This window comes from Methylobacterium planeticum (assembly GCF_008806345.1).
Taxonomy (GTDB): Bacteria; Pseudomonadota; Alphaproteobacteria; order Rhizobiales; family Beijerinckiaceae; genus Methylobacterium; species Methylobacterium planeticum.
In genome coordinates, this window is sequence record NZ_VZZJ01000016.1 from 62,181 (window position 1) to 76,631 (window position 14,451).

A 14,451-nucleotide genomic window follows, 5' to 3' on the forward strand; every position below is an offset into this window, starting at 1 on the left:
CACGCGCCGCACCCGCTCCGCATTCACGCCCGGCATGCCACCTCCTCGAACACATCCGCGACCGGGAAGGCCGCGTCCGGCACCGCGAAGCTGTCGAGCCCCTGGCCGAAGCGGTCCTGCAGGTAGGCGTCGGTGCGCCGCGCCATCGCCTTGTCGGATTCCACCGACAGGGCGAGGGTGCGGCCGGCGCGCCACGCCACCACCTCGCCGTCCTCCACGATCGGCACGCCGTCCTTGAGGACGAGCTTCGCCCGGGAGAACATGGCGGTGCGGTCGCGGTCGTCGCGGTAGACCGCGACGTCGGCCCGGGCGCCGGCGCGCAGGTGGCCGCGGTCGTCGAGGCCGAGGAGCTTGGCCGGGCCCGAGCGCGTCAGCTGCGCGATCTCCGACAGGGTGTACTCGCGCTCGATCCCCGGGAGGGAGGAGCGCGCGCCCACCACCGCCGGGAGCGTCGCGATCTCGCGGTCGCGGGCCTCCTTGTCCATCAGGAGGTGGATGATGCGCGGGTACTCGGTGAACGGGCCGCCATTCGGGTGGTCGGTGGTCAGGATGGTGCGCTCGGGGTCCCGGGACAGGAGCATCAGCTCGAGGCCGATCGCCCATTGCAGGGAGCTCGTGGGCCCGCGCGGCCGGTAGAGGAACGGCACCACGCCGCCGCCCTCCGCGTCGCCCGCCGTGAGGATCCACTTCTTGGGGTTGGCGCCCTTGCGGCCGGCGAACTGGCGCAGGATGTCGAGGGAGATCGTGACCGTCTGGCCGAACACCACCTGGCCGACGTCGAGGGTCGCGTTCGGGTGCGCCTCCATGGCCTCGGTGATGCGGGCGGCGGCCGAGCGGAAGCCCCCGGTCATCGGGTTCTCGGGGTCGACGACGCCGTAGGCGTAGAACTGGGCGTGGGCGAAGTGGATGCGCCGCCCCTCCGCCGCCTCCAGGGTCGCCACGAAGGCGTTGTCGGCGCCGGGCAAACCGAGGTTGTTGCAGTGGACGTGCAGCGGGTGCGGCACGCCGATCTCCTCCACCGCGTCGAGGAGGGCGGTCATGATCTTGCGCGTCGAGAGGCCGTAGGTCGGGATCTCGTCGTCGAGGCTGAGGTTGAGCGCCCCGTCCTTGAAGGCGGAGGCGCCGCCCGCGTTGATGCACTTGACCCCGAGCGCCCGCGCGGTCGCGACGTTCAGGGCCACGAGGTCGCGCACGGCCGCCGCCCCCGCGCGCCCGCGCAGGAGCTGGAGCAGGTGGTCGTCGTTGCCGAGGACGCAGAGCGCGCCCCGGTCGAGGAGCGGGATGTCGGCGAGCTCGAGCTGGGTCGCGAGCGCGCTCGCGGGCGGCATCGCGGGCTCGACCGCGGTGGTGTAGCCCATCCGGGCGTAGTTCGCGCCGATCCAGGCGGCCGAGCCCCCCGCATGCGCGAAGGGATGGCCCTCGGGGGCCGCCTCGCTGACGTAGAGGTCGGGCAGGAGGAGCCGCGACAGCACCACGTTGCCGCCCGCGACGTGCGAATGCACCTCGACGCCGCCCGCCATCACGACGCAGCCGGTGGCGTCGACGACCCGGTCGGGGGCGCGCGGGGAGGGGGCGGCCACGCGCCCGTCCTCGATCCAGACATCGCCGACGGCGTCGCGTCCCGCGGTCGGGTCGACGACCCGTCCGCCACTGATCCGGGTCAGCATCAGGCGCCTTTCTTCTCGGTGAGGCGGTCGCGGATGCGGCCGAGCACGTCGGCGGCGGTGAGGGCGGCGGGGGCGCCGGTGGCGGGGCGGTAGGTTACCGTGGCGCGGCCCTCGTTCCAGAGGGCGCCGCCGGTGCTCTCCCCCGGCACGCCGACCGCGATCACGATCTCGGCGGCCTCCGCCACCGCGTCGGGGCCGCCCGCGCCCACGATGGCGACGGAGGGCACGGTGCCGAGCCAGTCGGGGCGGGGGCTCGGCAGGGAGGCGAGCCAGAGGGCGGCGTCGGCCTCGCCGGCCCGGACCTGGCGGGCGCTGTCGAAGCGCCAGGGATCGTGCTCGGGCACGCCCCGGCCGAAGCCGACCCGGGGGGCCTGGCCCGTGGTCCAGGCCGCGAGCGGGACGACGGCCCGGTCCTGGCCCGGTCCCGAGAGGGACAGGGTGAAGAAGCGGGTGCTCTCGTTCAGGTCCTTGACGAGGCCCTGCAGCATCTCGATCCCGAGAGCGCCGAGCTCGGCCGGGTCGTAGACCGCGACGCCGTACCGGGCCCCGAACAGCCGCCGGGCGAGGTCCGCATAGGCCGCCTCGCCCGCGAGGTGGCCCTTGGCGAAGGCGCGCAGATGCGCGACCGAGAGGGCGAGGCCGCCGGCCTCCGCCGGGTAGGCGACGTGGCGCGTCGCCCCGTTGCCCGGGCCGCCGATGGACAGGATGGTGCGCTCCGCGCCCGCCGCGCGCCCGCGGCTCGGCGCCCCGGCGGCGATGTCCCGGAGGATCGGCGCGTCCCAGGGCGCGGCCCCGAGGACCAGGACCGCGTCGGCCCGGCCGGCGGCCTCGGCGGGGGTCGTCGTCATGGCGCCGGTGCGGCTGAGGGAGCCGAGCTCGGCATAGGTGCCGGCGGCGCCGGCGGTGTCGAGGGAGGCGCCCAGGGTGCCCGCGAGGTGGAAGGCCGCGCGCACCGCGGCGAGCTCGGCGCAGAGGCCGGTCACCACCGGCGCGTGCGCGGCGGCGAGCAGCGCGGCGGCGGCCGCGATGGCGGTCTCCGCATCCGTCGCCCCACCCTTCACCCAGGCTGCCATCCACCCTCACCTTGCATGCGTTGTTGGAGCACCGCGGGGTCGGCGCAGCCCGGCGAGGGCCTGCGCGACCGGTCGGGACCCTTTCCAGGGCCCCCGTCGGCCGATGCACGGGGGCGCACGTTTGCATCGGTCAACGGCGCCAAGCAAGGCCCGGTGACGGTTTTCCGACTTTCTCAGGAGCGTCGGCGCGGGATCGGCGGTTGCTCCGCACCGGTCCTCCGTGGGAGAAGCCGGCTGCGCGGGAAAGCCCCGCACGGCCCCCGGATCTCCGCCCGCGGGGCCGGCGCCGTCGGGAACCCCGCGTCATCGGAACGGAGCGAGAGGGATCGTCGTGGCTGAGGTCCCGGATCGGAGCGAGGGGGTGGAGGACGCGCCGGGGCAAGGCCCGGGGCAGGAGCCGGAGCAGGGGCAAGGGCCGGGCCACGGATCCGGCGGCCCGGTGCGCTCGGTCCGCGTGCGGGCCCCCGCCCGGCTGCATTTCGGCTTCCTCGACCTGCATGGCGGCCTCGGCCGGCGCTTCGGCAGCATCGGCCTCGCGGTCGACGCCCCGGCGGTCGAGATCGCGGCGGCCCCGGCGGCGCGCCTCACCGCCGAGGGCCCGGAAGCCGAGCGCGTCCGGGGCTATGCCCGGGCCGCCGCCGCCCATCTCGGCATCCCGGAGGCCGCCGCCCTCCGGGTCGAGGCGGCGATCCCGCCCCATGCGGGCTTCGGCTCGGGCACGCAGCTCGCCCTGGCGGTGGCCGCCGCCCTGGCGCGCCTCGCCGGCCGGCCCTTCGCGCCGGAGGATTTCGCCGACGCCCTCGACCGCGGCAACCGCTCGGGCGTCGGGCTCGCGGCCTTCACGGAGGGCGGCCTCATCGTCGATGGCGGGCGCGACGCCGGGGGCGCCCCGCCCCCGGTCATCGCCCGGCTGCCCTACCCGGAGGCCTGGCGCGTCGTGCTGATCCTCGACACCGGCATGACCGGCGTGCACGGCAGCCGCGAGGTCGAGGCCTTCCGCGACCTGCCGCGCTTCCCCGCCGAGCAGGCGGCCGAGATCTGCCGGACCGTGCTGATGCAGGTCATGCCCGCCGCGGTCGTGGCCGACGCGGAGGCCTTCGGGGCCGGCATCACGACGATCCAGCGCCGCGTCGGCGACCACTTCGCTCCCCACCAGGGCGGTCGCTACGCCAGCCCCGCGGTGGCCGAGGCCCTCGCGGCGATCGCGGCCCTGGGCATCGCCGGCTACGGCCAGAGCTCCTGGGGGCCCACCGGCTTCGCGCTCCTGCCCTCGGAGGCCGAGGCCCGCGCCCTCGTGGCCGCGCTCGCGCGTCCCGGCCCCCTGCGCTTCCTGATCGCCCGCGGGCGCAACACCGGGGCGGTGATCCGCGCGGACTGAGCCGGGGACGGCGCGGCGCCGATCCAGTCCGGCCGCGCAGGCCCGCCCCGCGATCCGGCGCTTGACCGCGGGGGCCGCAACCGGCTTTGGACAGGGGACGCTCACGGCGCGCGAGGCGCCAAGGTGTTAAGACGCCAAGGTGTCGAGGCGCCAAGCTGTTGAGACGCCAAGCTGTTGAGGCGCCAAGACTCGCGACGACTGGGGAAGGAAGACCGACCATGGCCCGCTCGATCCTGCACATGCTCACGCCCCTCAAGCACATGAGCCCCTTCGACGTGAACATGGCCATCGATGCCGGGTTCGAGACCATCGTGACCTATACGGGGGTCGACCTCGCCGACGTGGTCTCGCTGACCCAGGATTCGATCTTCTCCCGTGCCCCCCAGGACGGCACCCGCACCGGCCTCTTCATCGGCGGCAAGAACGCCGAGGACGCCCTCGACATGGTGGACCGGGCCAAGAAGGCGTTCGTGCCGCCCTTCGCCAACCACGTCTTCGCCGACCCGGCCGGCTCCTTCACCACCGGCGCCGCCATGGTGGCGGAGGTGGCGCGCACCCTGCGTGCGAAGTTCGACACCGACCTCAAGGGCAAGCGCATCGTCATCTTCGGGGGGGCGGGCGTCGTCGCCTACGTGGCGGCGGTGATCGGGGCGCTCGAGGGCGCCAGGCCGGTGCTGGTCGGCCACGACGGCGAGGAGCGGGTCTCGAAGATCGCCTTCACCATGAAGTGGCGCTTCGGCATCGAGGTCGGGGCGGTCGACGGCTCGACCCCGGAAGCCCGCCGCGCGGCCATCCGGGACGCCGAGGTGATCCTCTCGGCCGGGCCCGCCGGCATCCCGATCCTGTCGGCCGAGGATCTCGAATCCGCCCCGAACCTGATGGTCGCCTCCGACGTGAACGCGGTGCCCCCGGCCGGCATCGCGGGGATCGACGTCAACGCCGTCGACGTCGCTCTGCCCACCGGCAAGGGCTTCGGCATCGGGGCCCTCGCGGTCGGCAACGTGAAGTACCAGACCCAGTGCCGGCTGTTCCGGCGGATGCTCGATTCCGACCAGCCCCTCTGCCTCGATTTCCGCGACGCCTTCGCGCTCGCGGTCGAGGTCGCGGGCTGATCCGGGGGCGCGTCCCGCCGCGGCGGGTCCGGCGGTGGCGGGCGACGCGATCCTGATCGCGGCCCAGTCCGGACGCGCCCTCGCGGAGGCGGCCCGGCGCGCCGGGCTGCGCCCCTACGTGGCGGACCTGTTCGGCGACGCCGATACGCTGGCGCTGGCCGAGGCGCACCGGCCCCTGCGGGGCCGCTTCGGCGCGACCCGGCTCGGGGCCGAGGATGTCCTCGCACAGCTCGACGCCCTGGCGCAGAATGCCGGCGGCCGGCCCCTCGGCGTCGTCCTCGGCAGCGGCTTCGAGGGGGCGCCCGACCTGATGGCCCGGATCGGCGCCCGCCATCGCCTCCTCGGCGCCGCCCCCGAGGCCGTGGCGCGGCTGAAGGACCCGTTCGGTCTCGCCCGGCTCTGCGCCCGCCTCGCGATCCCGCACCCGGCGGTCACCTCCGAGGCGGTGGCGGATCCGGGCCTGCATCTCCTCAAGCGCGCCGGCGGCTCGGGCGGCAGCCATGTCCGGGCGGCGACCCCGGGGCGGGCCCCGCCGGGCCACTATTTCCAGGCCCGCGTGCCCGGCGCGGCCTTCGCGCTCAACCTCCTGGCGGACGGCCGCGACATCGCGGTCCTGGCCCTGACCGAGCAGTGGAGCGCGCCCTCGCGCCTGCGCCCCTTCCGGTATGCCGGGGCGATCGCGCCGGGGCGGGGCGCCGCGCCCGCCCTGCCGCCCGCCCTCGTCGCGGCGATCGTGGCGGCCGTCGCGCGCCTCGCGGCCGAGACCGGGCTGCGCGGCCTCGCCAGCGCCGACCTGCTCTCGGACGGGACCCGGTGGTGGCTCACCGAGGTCAACCCGCGCCCCGGCGCCACCCTCGACGTCCTCGACCGGCGGGAGACGAGCCTGCTCGCCGCGCATGTCGCGGCGAGCGCGGGCCGCCTCGTCCCGACCGGGCCACCACCGGTGGATGCAGCCGGCGCCGAGATCTGTTACGGGGCCCGGGACTATCGCCCGATGCCGCGGCTCGCTTGGCCCGATCACGCGCGGGACCGGCCCCGCGCCGGCACGCGCGTGGCCCGGGACGCGCCGCTCTGCACGCTGCTCGCGACGGGGGCGGATGCGGGCGCGGTGAGACGCAATCTGCGGGAGAGGGCAGCGCAGCTGCAGGCCCTCCTCGCCCAGGAGGACACCGATGAGCACGACCGTGAAGTATCCCAGCGTCAACGCGCTGACGGCGCCCCTGGTGGAGCGCCTGGTGGCTGACGCGGAGGTCCTGCGCCTCGCCGTGACCCAGGAGCCCGGCGGCGCCCGCATGGTCGATGCCGGCGCCGGCGTCCGCGGCTCGATCGAGGCCGGCCGGCGCATGGCCGAGATCTGCCTGGGCGGCCTCGGCACCGTCACGATCAGCCCCTCCGGGCCGGTCTCGTCCTGGCCCTACTCGGTGGTGGTCCACGCCACCGACCCGGTGATCGCCTGCCTCGGCAGCCAGTACGCGGGCTGGAGCCTCGCCGACGAGACCGGGGATTCGGGCTTCTTCGCCCTCGGCTCCGGCCCCGGGCGCGCCGTCGCGGTGGTGGAGGACCTCTACCGGGAGCTCGGCTACCGGGATTCCGCCACGAAGACCGTCCTCGTGCTCGAGGCCGCCGGCGGGCCGCCGGCCTCGGTGGTCGCCAAGGTGGCGGAGGCCGCGGGCCTGCGCCCCGAGGACGTGACCTTCCTCTTCGCGCCGACCCAGTCGCTCGCGGGCTCCACCCAGGTCGTCGCCCGGGTGCTCGAGGTGGCGCTCCACAAGGCGCACACGGTCGGCTTCGACCTGCACAGAATCGTGGACGGCATCGGCTCGGCGCCGCTCTCGCCCCAGCATCCCGACTTCATCCAGGCCATGGGCCGCACCAACGACGCCATCATCTACGGCGGTCGGGTGCAGCTCTTCGTGGAGGCCGACGAGGCCGACGCCCGGCAGCTCGCCGAGCAGCTTCCCTCGACCACCTCGAGCGACCACGGCGCGCCCTTCGCGGAGATCTTCGGCCGGGTGAACGGCGACTTCTACAAGATCGACGGCGCCCTGTTCAGCCCCGCCGAGGTCATCGTGACCTCGGTCACCACCGGCAAGAGCTTCCGCGGCGGCCGCCTGATGCCGGAGCTGGTGGAAGCCTCCTTCGCGTAAGGGCCGCTCCCGCCCGACCGACCCGCGTCCCGGGGGGCTGCCGCCCGCTGTCCCCCGGGACGCCGCGCGGGCGCGGCACGGATCTCACATCCCCGGGTCCCCCCGGGAACCCCAGGACGATCGGGAACCCCAGGACGATGCGCATCGGGCTCGCGGCCGATAACGGCAATTGGCACAAGGGGCGGCTCCTCGCCGCCCTGCGGGCGCTCGGGGTCGAGCCGGTGCTGTTCTCCCTCGCCGACGTCGCCGTGGTGACGGGGGGCGGCGAGCCCCTGCGGATGCCGGGCTTCCCCGGCGACCGGCCCGGAAACCTGCCCGGAAACCTGCCCGGAAACCTGCCCGGAAACCTGCCCGACGGCGTGCTGCTCCGGACGATCGCGGGAGGCACCTTCGAGGCCACGACCCTGCGCCTCGGCGTGCTGCACGCCCTCGTCGCCTCCGGGGTCACGGTCTGGAACAGCCCGGCCGCCATCGAGCGCTCCGTCGACAAGGCGGCCACCAGCCTCCTTGTCGCCCGCGCCGGCCTGCCGACGCCCGACACCTTCGTGTTCTCCAGCCGCGCGGCGGCGGCCGACCTCGTCGCCCGCGAGGCGCGGCCCGGCCGGCCGATCGTCCTCAAGCCCCTGTTCGGCTCGCAGGGGGAGGGGCTGCGGCTGATCGAGCGGCCGGAGGACCTGCCGCCGGAGGCCGCGGTGAACCGGGTCTACTACCTGCAGCGCTACATCCCCCGCGCCGACGGCCTCTGGCGCGACTACCGGGTCTTCGTCTGCGAGGGCCGGGCCATCGCGGGCATGATCCGCGAGGGCGACGGCTGGATCACCAACGTCCATGCGGGCGGGCGCCCGCTGCCCTGGACCATGCCGCGGGCCGCGGCCGCGCTGGCCGAGGCCGCCGCCGCCGCGATCGGGGTCGACTACACGGGCATCGACCTGCTGGAGGACGGGCAGGGGGGCTACCTCGTGCTCGAGGTCAACAGCATGCCGGCTTGGTCCGGCCTGCAGAGGGTCACGGAGGTCGATATCGCGGGCGCCGTCGCCCGGGGCTTCCTCAACGCGGTCCGGGCGGCGCGGCCCCCGCGGCTGGTGCCGGCGCCCCCCGCCCCGGCCTCGCCGGCGCCGCGCCTCGCCGCGCAGGGCTGACGCCATGACGGGCCTCGCGCCGAGCCTGATCGCCTCGCTCTACCGCGCCGCCTGCCTCGCCGAGCTCGACGCCCTCAAGCCCGGCAACGTCCACGCCTTCGCGGCCGGCCACCGCATGGAGGTCGCCGATTTCGTGACGAGCGCCGACGTCTCGGCCCCCCACCTCGCCCGCGCGGGCGCCGGGGTCGGGACCCGGGTCGCCGCCGCCATGGAGGCCACCCTGGCGGCGGTCGGCCAGAACACCAATCTGGGCATCCTGCTGCTCTGCGCCCCGCTCGCGGTCGCGGCCGAGCGCGGCACGCGCCTCGGCGCGGTCCTCGGCGGGCTCGACGCGGGGGACGCCGAGGGCGTCTTCGCGGCGATCCGGGCGGCCAATCCCGGCGGCCTCGGCCGGGCCGCGCGCCACGACGTCGCCGCCGGCGGCCCGGCGCCCCCCCTCCTCGACGCCATGGCGGAGGCCGCCCCGCGCGACGCCATCGCGCGCGCCTACGTCACCGGGTTCGCCGAACTCCGGGCGATCGGGCTCCCGGCCCTCGCCTCCGCCCGCGCCGCCGGCCTCGCCCCGCCCTGGACCACGACCGCGATCCACCTCGCCTACCTGACCCGGGTTCCCGACAGCCACATCGCCCGCAAGCACGGCGCCGCGCGGGCGGAGGCGGCGCGGGCCGAGGCCGCGCGGGCGCTTCAGGGCCTCGACCTCGCGACCCGGCCCGTCGCGGCGCTCCTGGCGCAGGATTCGTTCATGAAGAGTTCCGGCCTCAACCCCGGCACCAGCGCGGATTTCACCGTCGCGACCCTGTTCCACGACGCCCTCGCGACCGCGGGCGCCCCCCTCGCGGGGGCACGCGCCAAACCCTGAAGGGTTCCCGATTGGACAGAAGCCCTGACCCGATAATTTACCGTTTTCAGGGCTTTGAGCAGGGTTGTTCCGGGGCAGGGCCCGCTGTAGGGTCCGCGCCGCTATCCGGGCTAACCGGTTCGGCGCCTTGCCGAACGTCCGCAAACAAGGATGGCCCTTGGCCGCGCCTGCTCCGGGGGCGGCCGTACGTTTCGTTTTGCAGGGAGAGACCCCGAATGGCAAAGATCAACAAGGTGCAGGTCGGCGAGGCTCTCGTCGGTGACGGCAACGAGGTCGCCCACATCGATCTCATCATCGGACCGCGCGGTTCGCCGGCCGAGTCCGCCTTCTGCAACGGCCTCGTGAACAACAAGCACGGCTTCACCAGCCTGCTCGCGGTGATCGCGCCGAACCTGCCGTGCAAGCCCAACACCCTGATGTTCAACAAGGTCACCATCAACGACGCCCGTCAGGCCGTCCAGATGTTCGGCCCGGCTCAGCACGGTGTCGCCAAGGCGGTGCAGGATGCGGTCGCCGAAGGCATCATCCCGGCCGACGAGGCCGACGACCTGTACATCCTGGTCGGCGTGTTCATCCATTGGGAAGCCGCGGACGACGCCAAGATCCAGAAGTACAACTACGAGGCCACCAAGCTGTCGATCCAGCGCGCCGTGAACGGCGAGCCGAAGGCCTCCACGGTGACCGAGCAGCGCAACTCGGCCCAGCACCCCTTCGCCGCCAACGCGTAGATCGGGGGCAGTCCTGGGCAGAGCGAGCCTCCGCCCGCACCGCGGGGCCTGCTCCAGCGACTGGCTTCAATCTTCCTAGGCCGATAGGTCCGACGGTGGGACGGCAGATGCCGTCCCACCTTTTTTCATGCTCCGCCGCGCGCATCGCTCACTCCGACAGATCCTCCGCCCGAAGCCGGCCGTCATGGATCGCCGAGGCGACGAGGACGCCGGCCGCCCCCGCGGCGCGCAGCGCCCTCAGGTCCTCCGGACCGCGCACGCCGCCCGCGGCATAGATGCGCCTCTGCCTCCCGAGAGCCCGCGCCGCCGCGATCCCCGGCAGATCCGGCCCTCCCGCCGCGCCGACCCGGGCGAGCGCCATCACGATCACGTCCCGCGGCCAGAGGCCGGGCTCGTCGTGCAGGGCGGCCGGCCCCAGCCGCTCCGTCCCCCGGCTGTCGAGGGAGAGCACCGCCCGGTCGCCGAGACGCCGCACCAGATCCGGCGCGGTCTGGCTCTCGCTGCCGATCACCGGGAGACCGAGGCCACCGGCGAGGAATGCCTCGACGCCGGCCTCGTCGGCAAATCCCGCATCGACCCAGAGCCGCGTCCCGGGGCAGGCCGCGGCGATCCGCTCCAGTGCGGTGCGGTCCGGCGGCGTCCCGTCCATGATGGCGTCGAGGTCGGCGACGTAGAGCGTGCGCGCCGGGACCGTATCGAGGAGCCCCCGCGCCACCGCCCCGGGTTCCGATCCCTTTGCCAAGGGCGTGTCGATCGGGGCATAGGAGTGCCGCTCGCCCATGCGTGCCCGGACCACCTGCCCGCGGCGCAGGTCGAGCACCGGGATGACCTCGAACGCCGTTCCCATCTGGTTTCCTCCCTCGCTGCCGAGATCGTCGCTTGACCCGAGCCCCCTCGCAATCCGCGCCATCCGACACCGTCATCGGCTGGGACCTCGGCGGCGTCCACGTCAAGGCCGCCCTGATCGCGGAGGGTCGCGTCCGCGCCGTGGTGCAGGCGCCCTGCGCCCTCTGGCGCGGCCCCGCGGCCCTCGACAAGACCCTGGCGGAGCTGCCGGACTGGGCCCGCGGTCACGCCCGGCACGCGGTCACCATGACGGGCGAGCTGACCGATTGCTTCCGGGACCGCACCGACGGCGTCGAGACGATCTCGGGCTGGGCGCGGGCGAATCTCCCCGGCTCGGTCTCGATCTACGCGGGCCGCGCCGGTTTCGTCGCGCCCGAGGCGGCGGTCGCGAGGGCGCTCGACATCGCGTCGGCCAATTGGCACGCCACCGCCGCCCTGGCAGGACGCTGCGTGACCGATGCGCTCCTCGTCGATATCGGGTCGACCACCGCGGACCTGATCCCGATCGTCGCCGGGCTTCCGGCCGCGACGGGCTACAGCGACGCCGAGCGCCTGGAGACGGGGGAACTCGTCTACTCGGGCGTCGTGCGCACGCCGCTCCTCGCCCTCGCGGATCACGCGCCCTTTCGCGGCCGGCGCACCCGCCTGATGGCCGAGACCTTCGCGACGACGGCCGACATCTACCGGCTGACCGGCGACCTGCCCGAGGGGGCCGACCAGCAGCACAGCGCCGATCTCAAGGGCAAGTCGATCCCGGAGTCCGAGACCCGCCTCGCCCGCATGATCGGACGCGACCGCAGCGAGGCCGGCGGACCGGCGTGGCGGGCGCTCGCCGAACATTTCGCCGAGGCGCAGATGCGCCCGCTGCAGGACGCCGCCGCGACGCTCCTGTCGCGGCCGGATCTCGACGCGGAGGCGCCGTTGGTGATGTGCGGCGCCGGGTGCTTCCTGGCGGAACGCCTCGCAAGCCGGCTCGGACGCCGTTGCCGCGCCTTCACGGACCTGATCGCCGAGCACATCGCGGGTGAGCCGGACTGGGCCTCGACCTGCGGTCCCGCCGTCGCGGTCGGGCTCCTGTCCGCCCTCTGAAACCCCGCGCGGACCTTTCCGTCCATCGCGCGTTCCCCTGATCGCAACCGAGGAGGAGCCCCATGAGGCCGACACAGAAACTCGCCCGGATCCTGGCGACGCGGGTCGGAGAGGATGTCGAACTCGCCATCGCCACCGAGCGCGGCGAGATCCTGAAGGTGCTGGCCACCGCCGACCAGATCGACATGCTGGTGGACGAGCTCGACGACATCCTCAATTCGCCGGCCGAGCCCGTCGCGGGCGGACCGCCAGACGCGGCCTGAGGCGCGTCCGCGCTAGCGCAGGAAGTCGCCGAAGGCGCGCGGGCCGTCGCCGACCTTGATCTCGCGCAGGACCTTGAGCGTCGCCGCATCGATCACGCTCAGCGTGTTCGAGCCCCAATTCGCCACGTAGAGGCGGCTCCCGTCCCGGCTCGCGGCGATGCCCTCCGGATGGTCGCCGACATCGATCGTCGCAAGGGCTTTCAGTGTCGTGCGGTCGAAGACAGAGACGGTTCCGGCATATTGGTTGGTGACGAAGCCGCGCCCGCCCGCCAGCGCCACCACGTAGGGGCGCTCGCCCGCCGGAATCCGCGCGATCTCACGCCCCTCCGCGAGATCGATCACCGAGACGTCGTTCGAGACCACGTTCGCGGTGTAGGCGCGCCGCCCATCAGGATCGAGCGTCAGGCCGAAGGGGTGCTCGCCGACCGGGATGAGCGTCGTCTGCCGACGCGTCTCCGCATCGATCACCGAGACCGAGTTGCCCTCGCGATTCGCGACCAGCAGCGTCCGCCCGTCCGGCGTCACGGCGATGCCGGAGGGCGAGGCCCCCGTGGCGATCTCGCCGTCGCGCGCGAGGCGGTCGTCCCGCGGGACCAGAACGAAGACGCGCTTGGCGTACCAGTCGGCCGCGTAGACGGCGCCGGTCCTCGGGTTGACGCCGATGCCGAGGGGACCACCGGGCAGGTCCGGCAGGGACGTCACCTTGCGTTGATCGAGGTCGATCACCGCGAGGCCGGGCCCGTCGGGGCGGGTGACGTAGGCGGTGCGGCGGTCGGGGGAGAGGGCGATGCCGGCGGGAGAGCCCGCGACCGGAATCTCGGCCAGGACCTTGCCGGAATCGAGATCGACCACGTCGATCCGGTCGTCGCCCTGCGCGGTGACGATCGCCTCGGCGGCGACGGCCGCCCCGCTCGTCCAGAGCGAGAGCGCGAGGAGGAGGCCGGCGCGGCGCCGGCCTCCCGTCGGGTTGCGCGGTGCCACGCGGCCTACGAACCCTTCTCGACCTTGGCCTTCAGGGCGTCGAGACCGGTGCGGTAGAGGCCGCGAACGGCCTTCTGGGAGGCCTCGTCGTTCAGCTCGGGCGGCGGATCGTTGTTCATGTAGCCGCGGTAGAAGGCGCCGTCCCAGGACACCTTGGACTTGCCGTCGCCGTCCGGTTCGACCTTGATGGTCGACGAATAGTCGTTGACCGGCAAGGTCTTCACATCGACCTTCGTGATCCGGTACGAGTAGCTCATCTTCTCGGCAGAGTACTTGTACAGCTCTTCGTCGACTGTCGCCCCGCCCTTGAGGTTCAACGTGCGGGTGGCCTTGACTTCGTTGCCGCCCTTCCCCTCGGTCTTCTCGACCGGCGGCAGCCAGCTCATGTCCTGGAAATTACCGATCACCGTCCAGACTTTATCGGGCGCGGCGTTGATCTGGACGGTTTCCTCGATCTTCTTACGAGTCGGCCCATGCGCCTGCGCGGTGGATGCCACCACCGCGGCCAGCGCCGCAGCCGTCGTGAGAGCCAGAATTCTCATGAGCGTTCGTCTCCTTGTCCGCCGCTCCTGCTAGGCGGCGTCGGGGTTTGCGAGGATCCTGTCGTCGCGCCCGAGGGCGGCGGCGACCTTGTCCTCGATCCAGTCCCAGGCCTCGCGCTCGCGGGGCCCGGCTGTCTTGGATATCGCGATGGCGAGGTAGCGCATCTCGGAGAGGATCTTCTCCGGCTCCAGCATGTGAAGGCGGGTCGAGAGAATCGCGGCCTCCAGCACCGCGCCCTGGGCGCGGTTGTAGCCGAGGAAGGGCGCGTGGCTCGCCTCATGGACCATGCGGCCGCGGTAGCGCGGACGGACCGGATCCTCCTCGACGTCCACGACCTCGAACTCCGCATGCGCGAAGCTGTCGGCGAGCCGCCGGCCCCGGATCCTGTGGCAGGGGACCACCGGCCAGTCGCGGCGGCCGGTGACGCAGCCCGCGATCACCCGTACGTCGCGGGGGCTCGATGCGGCGAAGCACGGGCTCGCCTCGAGGTTGAGGATCGTGGGCGACGGCCGGAACGGCGCCAGAATCAGGTCCGTCCCATCCTGGATCAGGCCGAAGGGCACGAGATGCAGTTCGCCCGCGGGCGAGAGCGTCGTCACGATCGTCTCGAGGATCAGGGGCACCGG

At 73.9% G+C, this 14,451-nt stretch carries 15 protein-coding genes; 9 read left to right on the plus strand and 6 right to left on the minus strand.

The window, feature by feature from the left end:
- Positions 1 to 23: 23 nt before the first annotated feature.
- Both F6X51_RS17775 and F6X51_RS17780 read right to left on the minus strand, forming a co-directional pair.
- Entirely contained in the window at positions 24 to 1,667 is a 1,644-nt protein-coding gene (locus F6X51_RS17775) for a formylmethanofuran dehydrogenase subunit A (protein ID WP_150965008.1), read from the minus strand.
- Entirely contained in the window at positions 1,667 to 2,740 is a 1,074-nt protein-coding gene (locus tag F6X51_RS17780; protein WP_150965009.1) for a molybdopterin-binding domain-containing protein, read from the minus strand. Before F6X51_RS17780 ends, F6X51_RS17775 begins: the two co-directional genes overlap by 1 nt.
- Positions 2,741 to 3,179: 439 nt before the next feature.
- Here F6X51_RS17780 and F6X51_RS17785 point away from each other — a divergent pair, with 439 nt between their 5' ends.
- The 7 genes from F6X51_RS17785 (at position 3,180) to fae (ending at position 10,103) form a co-directional block, all read left to right on the plus strand.
- Positions 3,180 to 4,118, plus strand: coding sequence for a beta-ribofuranosylaminobenzene 5'-phosphate synthase family protein (locus F6X51_RS17785; RefSeq protein ID WP_191970163.1), 939 nt, complete (start codon positions 3,180 to 3,182; stop codon positions 4,116 to 4,118).
- 218 nt (positions 4,119 to 4,336) lie between these two features.
- Positions 4,337 to 5,230, plus strand: a complete 894-nt coding sequence (locus F6X51_RS17790) for an NAD(P)-dependent methylenetetrahydromethanopterin dehydrogenase (protein ID WP_150965010.1) — start codon at positions 4,337 to 4,339, stop codon at positions 5,228 to 5,230.
- A 34-nt stretch (positions 5,231 to 5,264) separates the two neighbouring features.
- Positions 5,265 to 6,473, plus strand: a complete 1,209-nt coding sequence (locus F6X51_RS17795) for an ATP-grasp domain-containing protein (RefSeq protein WP_246696869.1) — start codon at positions 5,265 to 5,267, stop codon at positions 6,471 to 6,473.
- Complete coding sequence (mch, locus tag F6X51_RS17800) at positions 6,403 to 7,377, plus strand: methenyltetrahydromethanopterin cyclohydrolase (RefSeq protein ID WP_150965011.1); 975 nt, start codon at positions 6,403 to 6,405, stop codon at positions 7,375 to 7,377. Before F6X51_RS17795 ends, mch begins: the two co-directional genes overlap by 71 nt.
- 137 nt (positions 7,378 to 7,514) lie before the next feature.
- A complete protein-coding gene (locus tag F6X51_RS17805) occupies positions 7,515 to 8,516 on the plus strand; it encodes an ATP-grasp domain-containing protein (protein ID WP_150965012.1) in 1,002 nt (333 codons plus the stop codon).
- 4 nt (positions 8,517 to 8,520) lie between these two features.
- Positions 8,521 to 9,375, plus strand: a complete 855-nt coding sequence (locus tag F6X51_RS17810) for a triphosphoribosyl-dephospho-CoA synthase (RefSeq protein WP_150965013.1) — start codon at positions 8,521 to 8,523, stop codon at positions 9,373 to 9,375.
- A 215-nt stretch (positions 9,376 to 9,590) separates the two neighbouring features.
- Complete coding sequence (gene fae / locus F6X51_RS17815; protein WP_150965014.1) at positions 9,591 to 10,103, plus strand: 5,6,7,8-tetrahydromethanopterin hydro-lyase; 513 nt, start codon at positions 9,591 to 9,593, stop codon at positions 10,101 to 10,103.
- Positions 10,104 to 10,251: 148 nt separating this feature from the next.
- On the opposite strand, the gene F6X51_RS17820 is transcribed toward fae, so the two are convergent.
- Entirely contained in the window at positions 10,252 to 10,950 is a 699-nt protein-coding gene (locus F6X51_RS17820; RefSeq protein WP_150965015.1) for a HisA/HisF-related TIM barrel protein, read from the minus strand.
- Between the two features lie 32 nt (positions 10,951 to 10,982).
- On the opposite strand from F6X51_RS17820, the gene F6X51_RS17825 reads away from it, so the two are divergent.
- Positions 10,983 to 12,038 (plus strand): hydantoinase/oxoprolinase family protein, encoded by a 1,056-nt coding sequence (locus tag F6X51_RS17825; RefSeq protein WP_150965016.1) that lies wholly within the window; start codon positions 10,983 to 10,985, stop codon positions 12,036 to 12,038.
- Positions 12,039 to 12,100: 62 nt separating this feature from the next.
- On the plus strand, positions 12,101 to 12,301 hold the full coding sequence (locus tag F6X51_RS17830; RefSeq protein ID WP_150965017.1) for a hypothetical protein: 201 nt from the start codon (positions 12,101 to 12,103) through the stop codon (positions 12,299 to 12,301).
- A gap of 12 nt (positions 12,302 to 12,313) precedes the next feature.
- Here F6X51_RS17830 and F6X51_RS17835 read toward each other — a convergent pair whose 3' ends face one another.
- Genes F6X51_RS17835 through F6X51_RS17845 form a run of 3 tightly spaced genes read right to left on the minus strand, consistent with a single transcriptional unit; the run spans position 12,314 to position 14,448 of the window.
- Positions 12,314 to 13,282: a YVTN family beta-propeller repeat protein gene (locus tag F6X51_RS17835; RefSeq protein WP_150965018.1), complete on the minus strand. Its 969-nt coding sequence runs from the start codon at positions 13,280 to 13,282 to the stop codon at positions 12,314 to 12,316.
- Positions 13,283 to 13,287: 5 nt separating this feature from the next.
- Entirely contained in the window at positions 13,288 to 13,824 is a 537-nt protein-coding gene (locus tag F6X51_RS17840) for an SRPBCC family protein (protein WP_150965019.1), read from the minus strand.
- 30 nt (positions 13,825 to 13,854) lie between these two features.
- Positions 13,855 to 14,448 (minus strand): DUF447 domain-containing protein, encoded by a 594-nt coding sequence (locus tag F6X51_RS17845; protein WP_150965020.1) that lies wholly within the window; start codon positions 14,446 to 14,448, stop codon positions 13,855 to 13,857.
- Between the last annotated feature and the right edge of the window lie 3 nt (positions 14,449 to 14,451).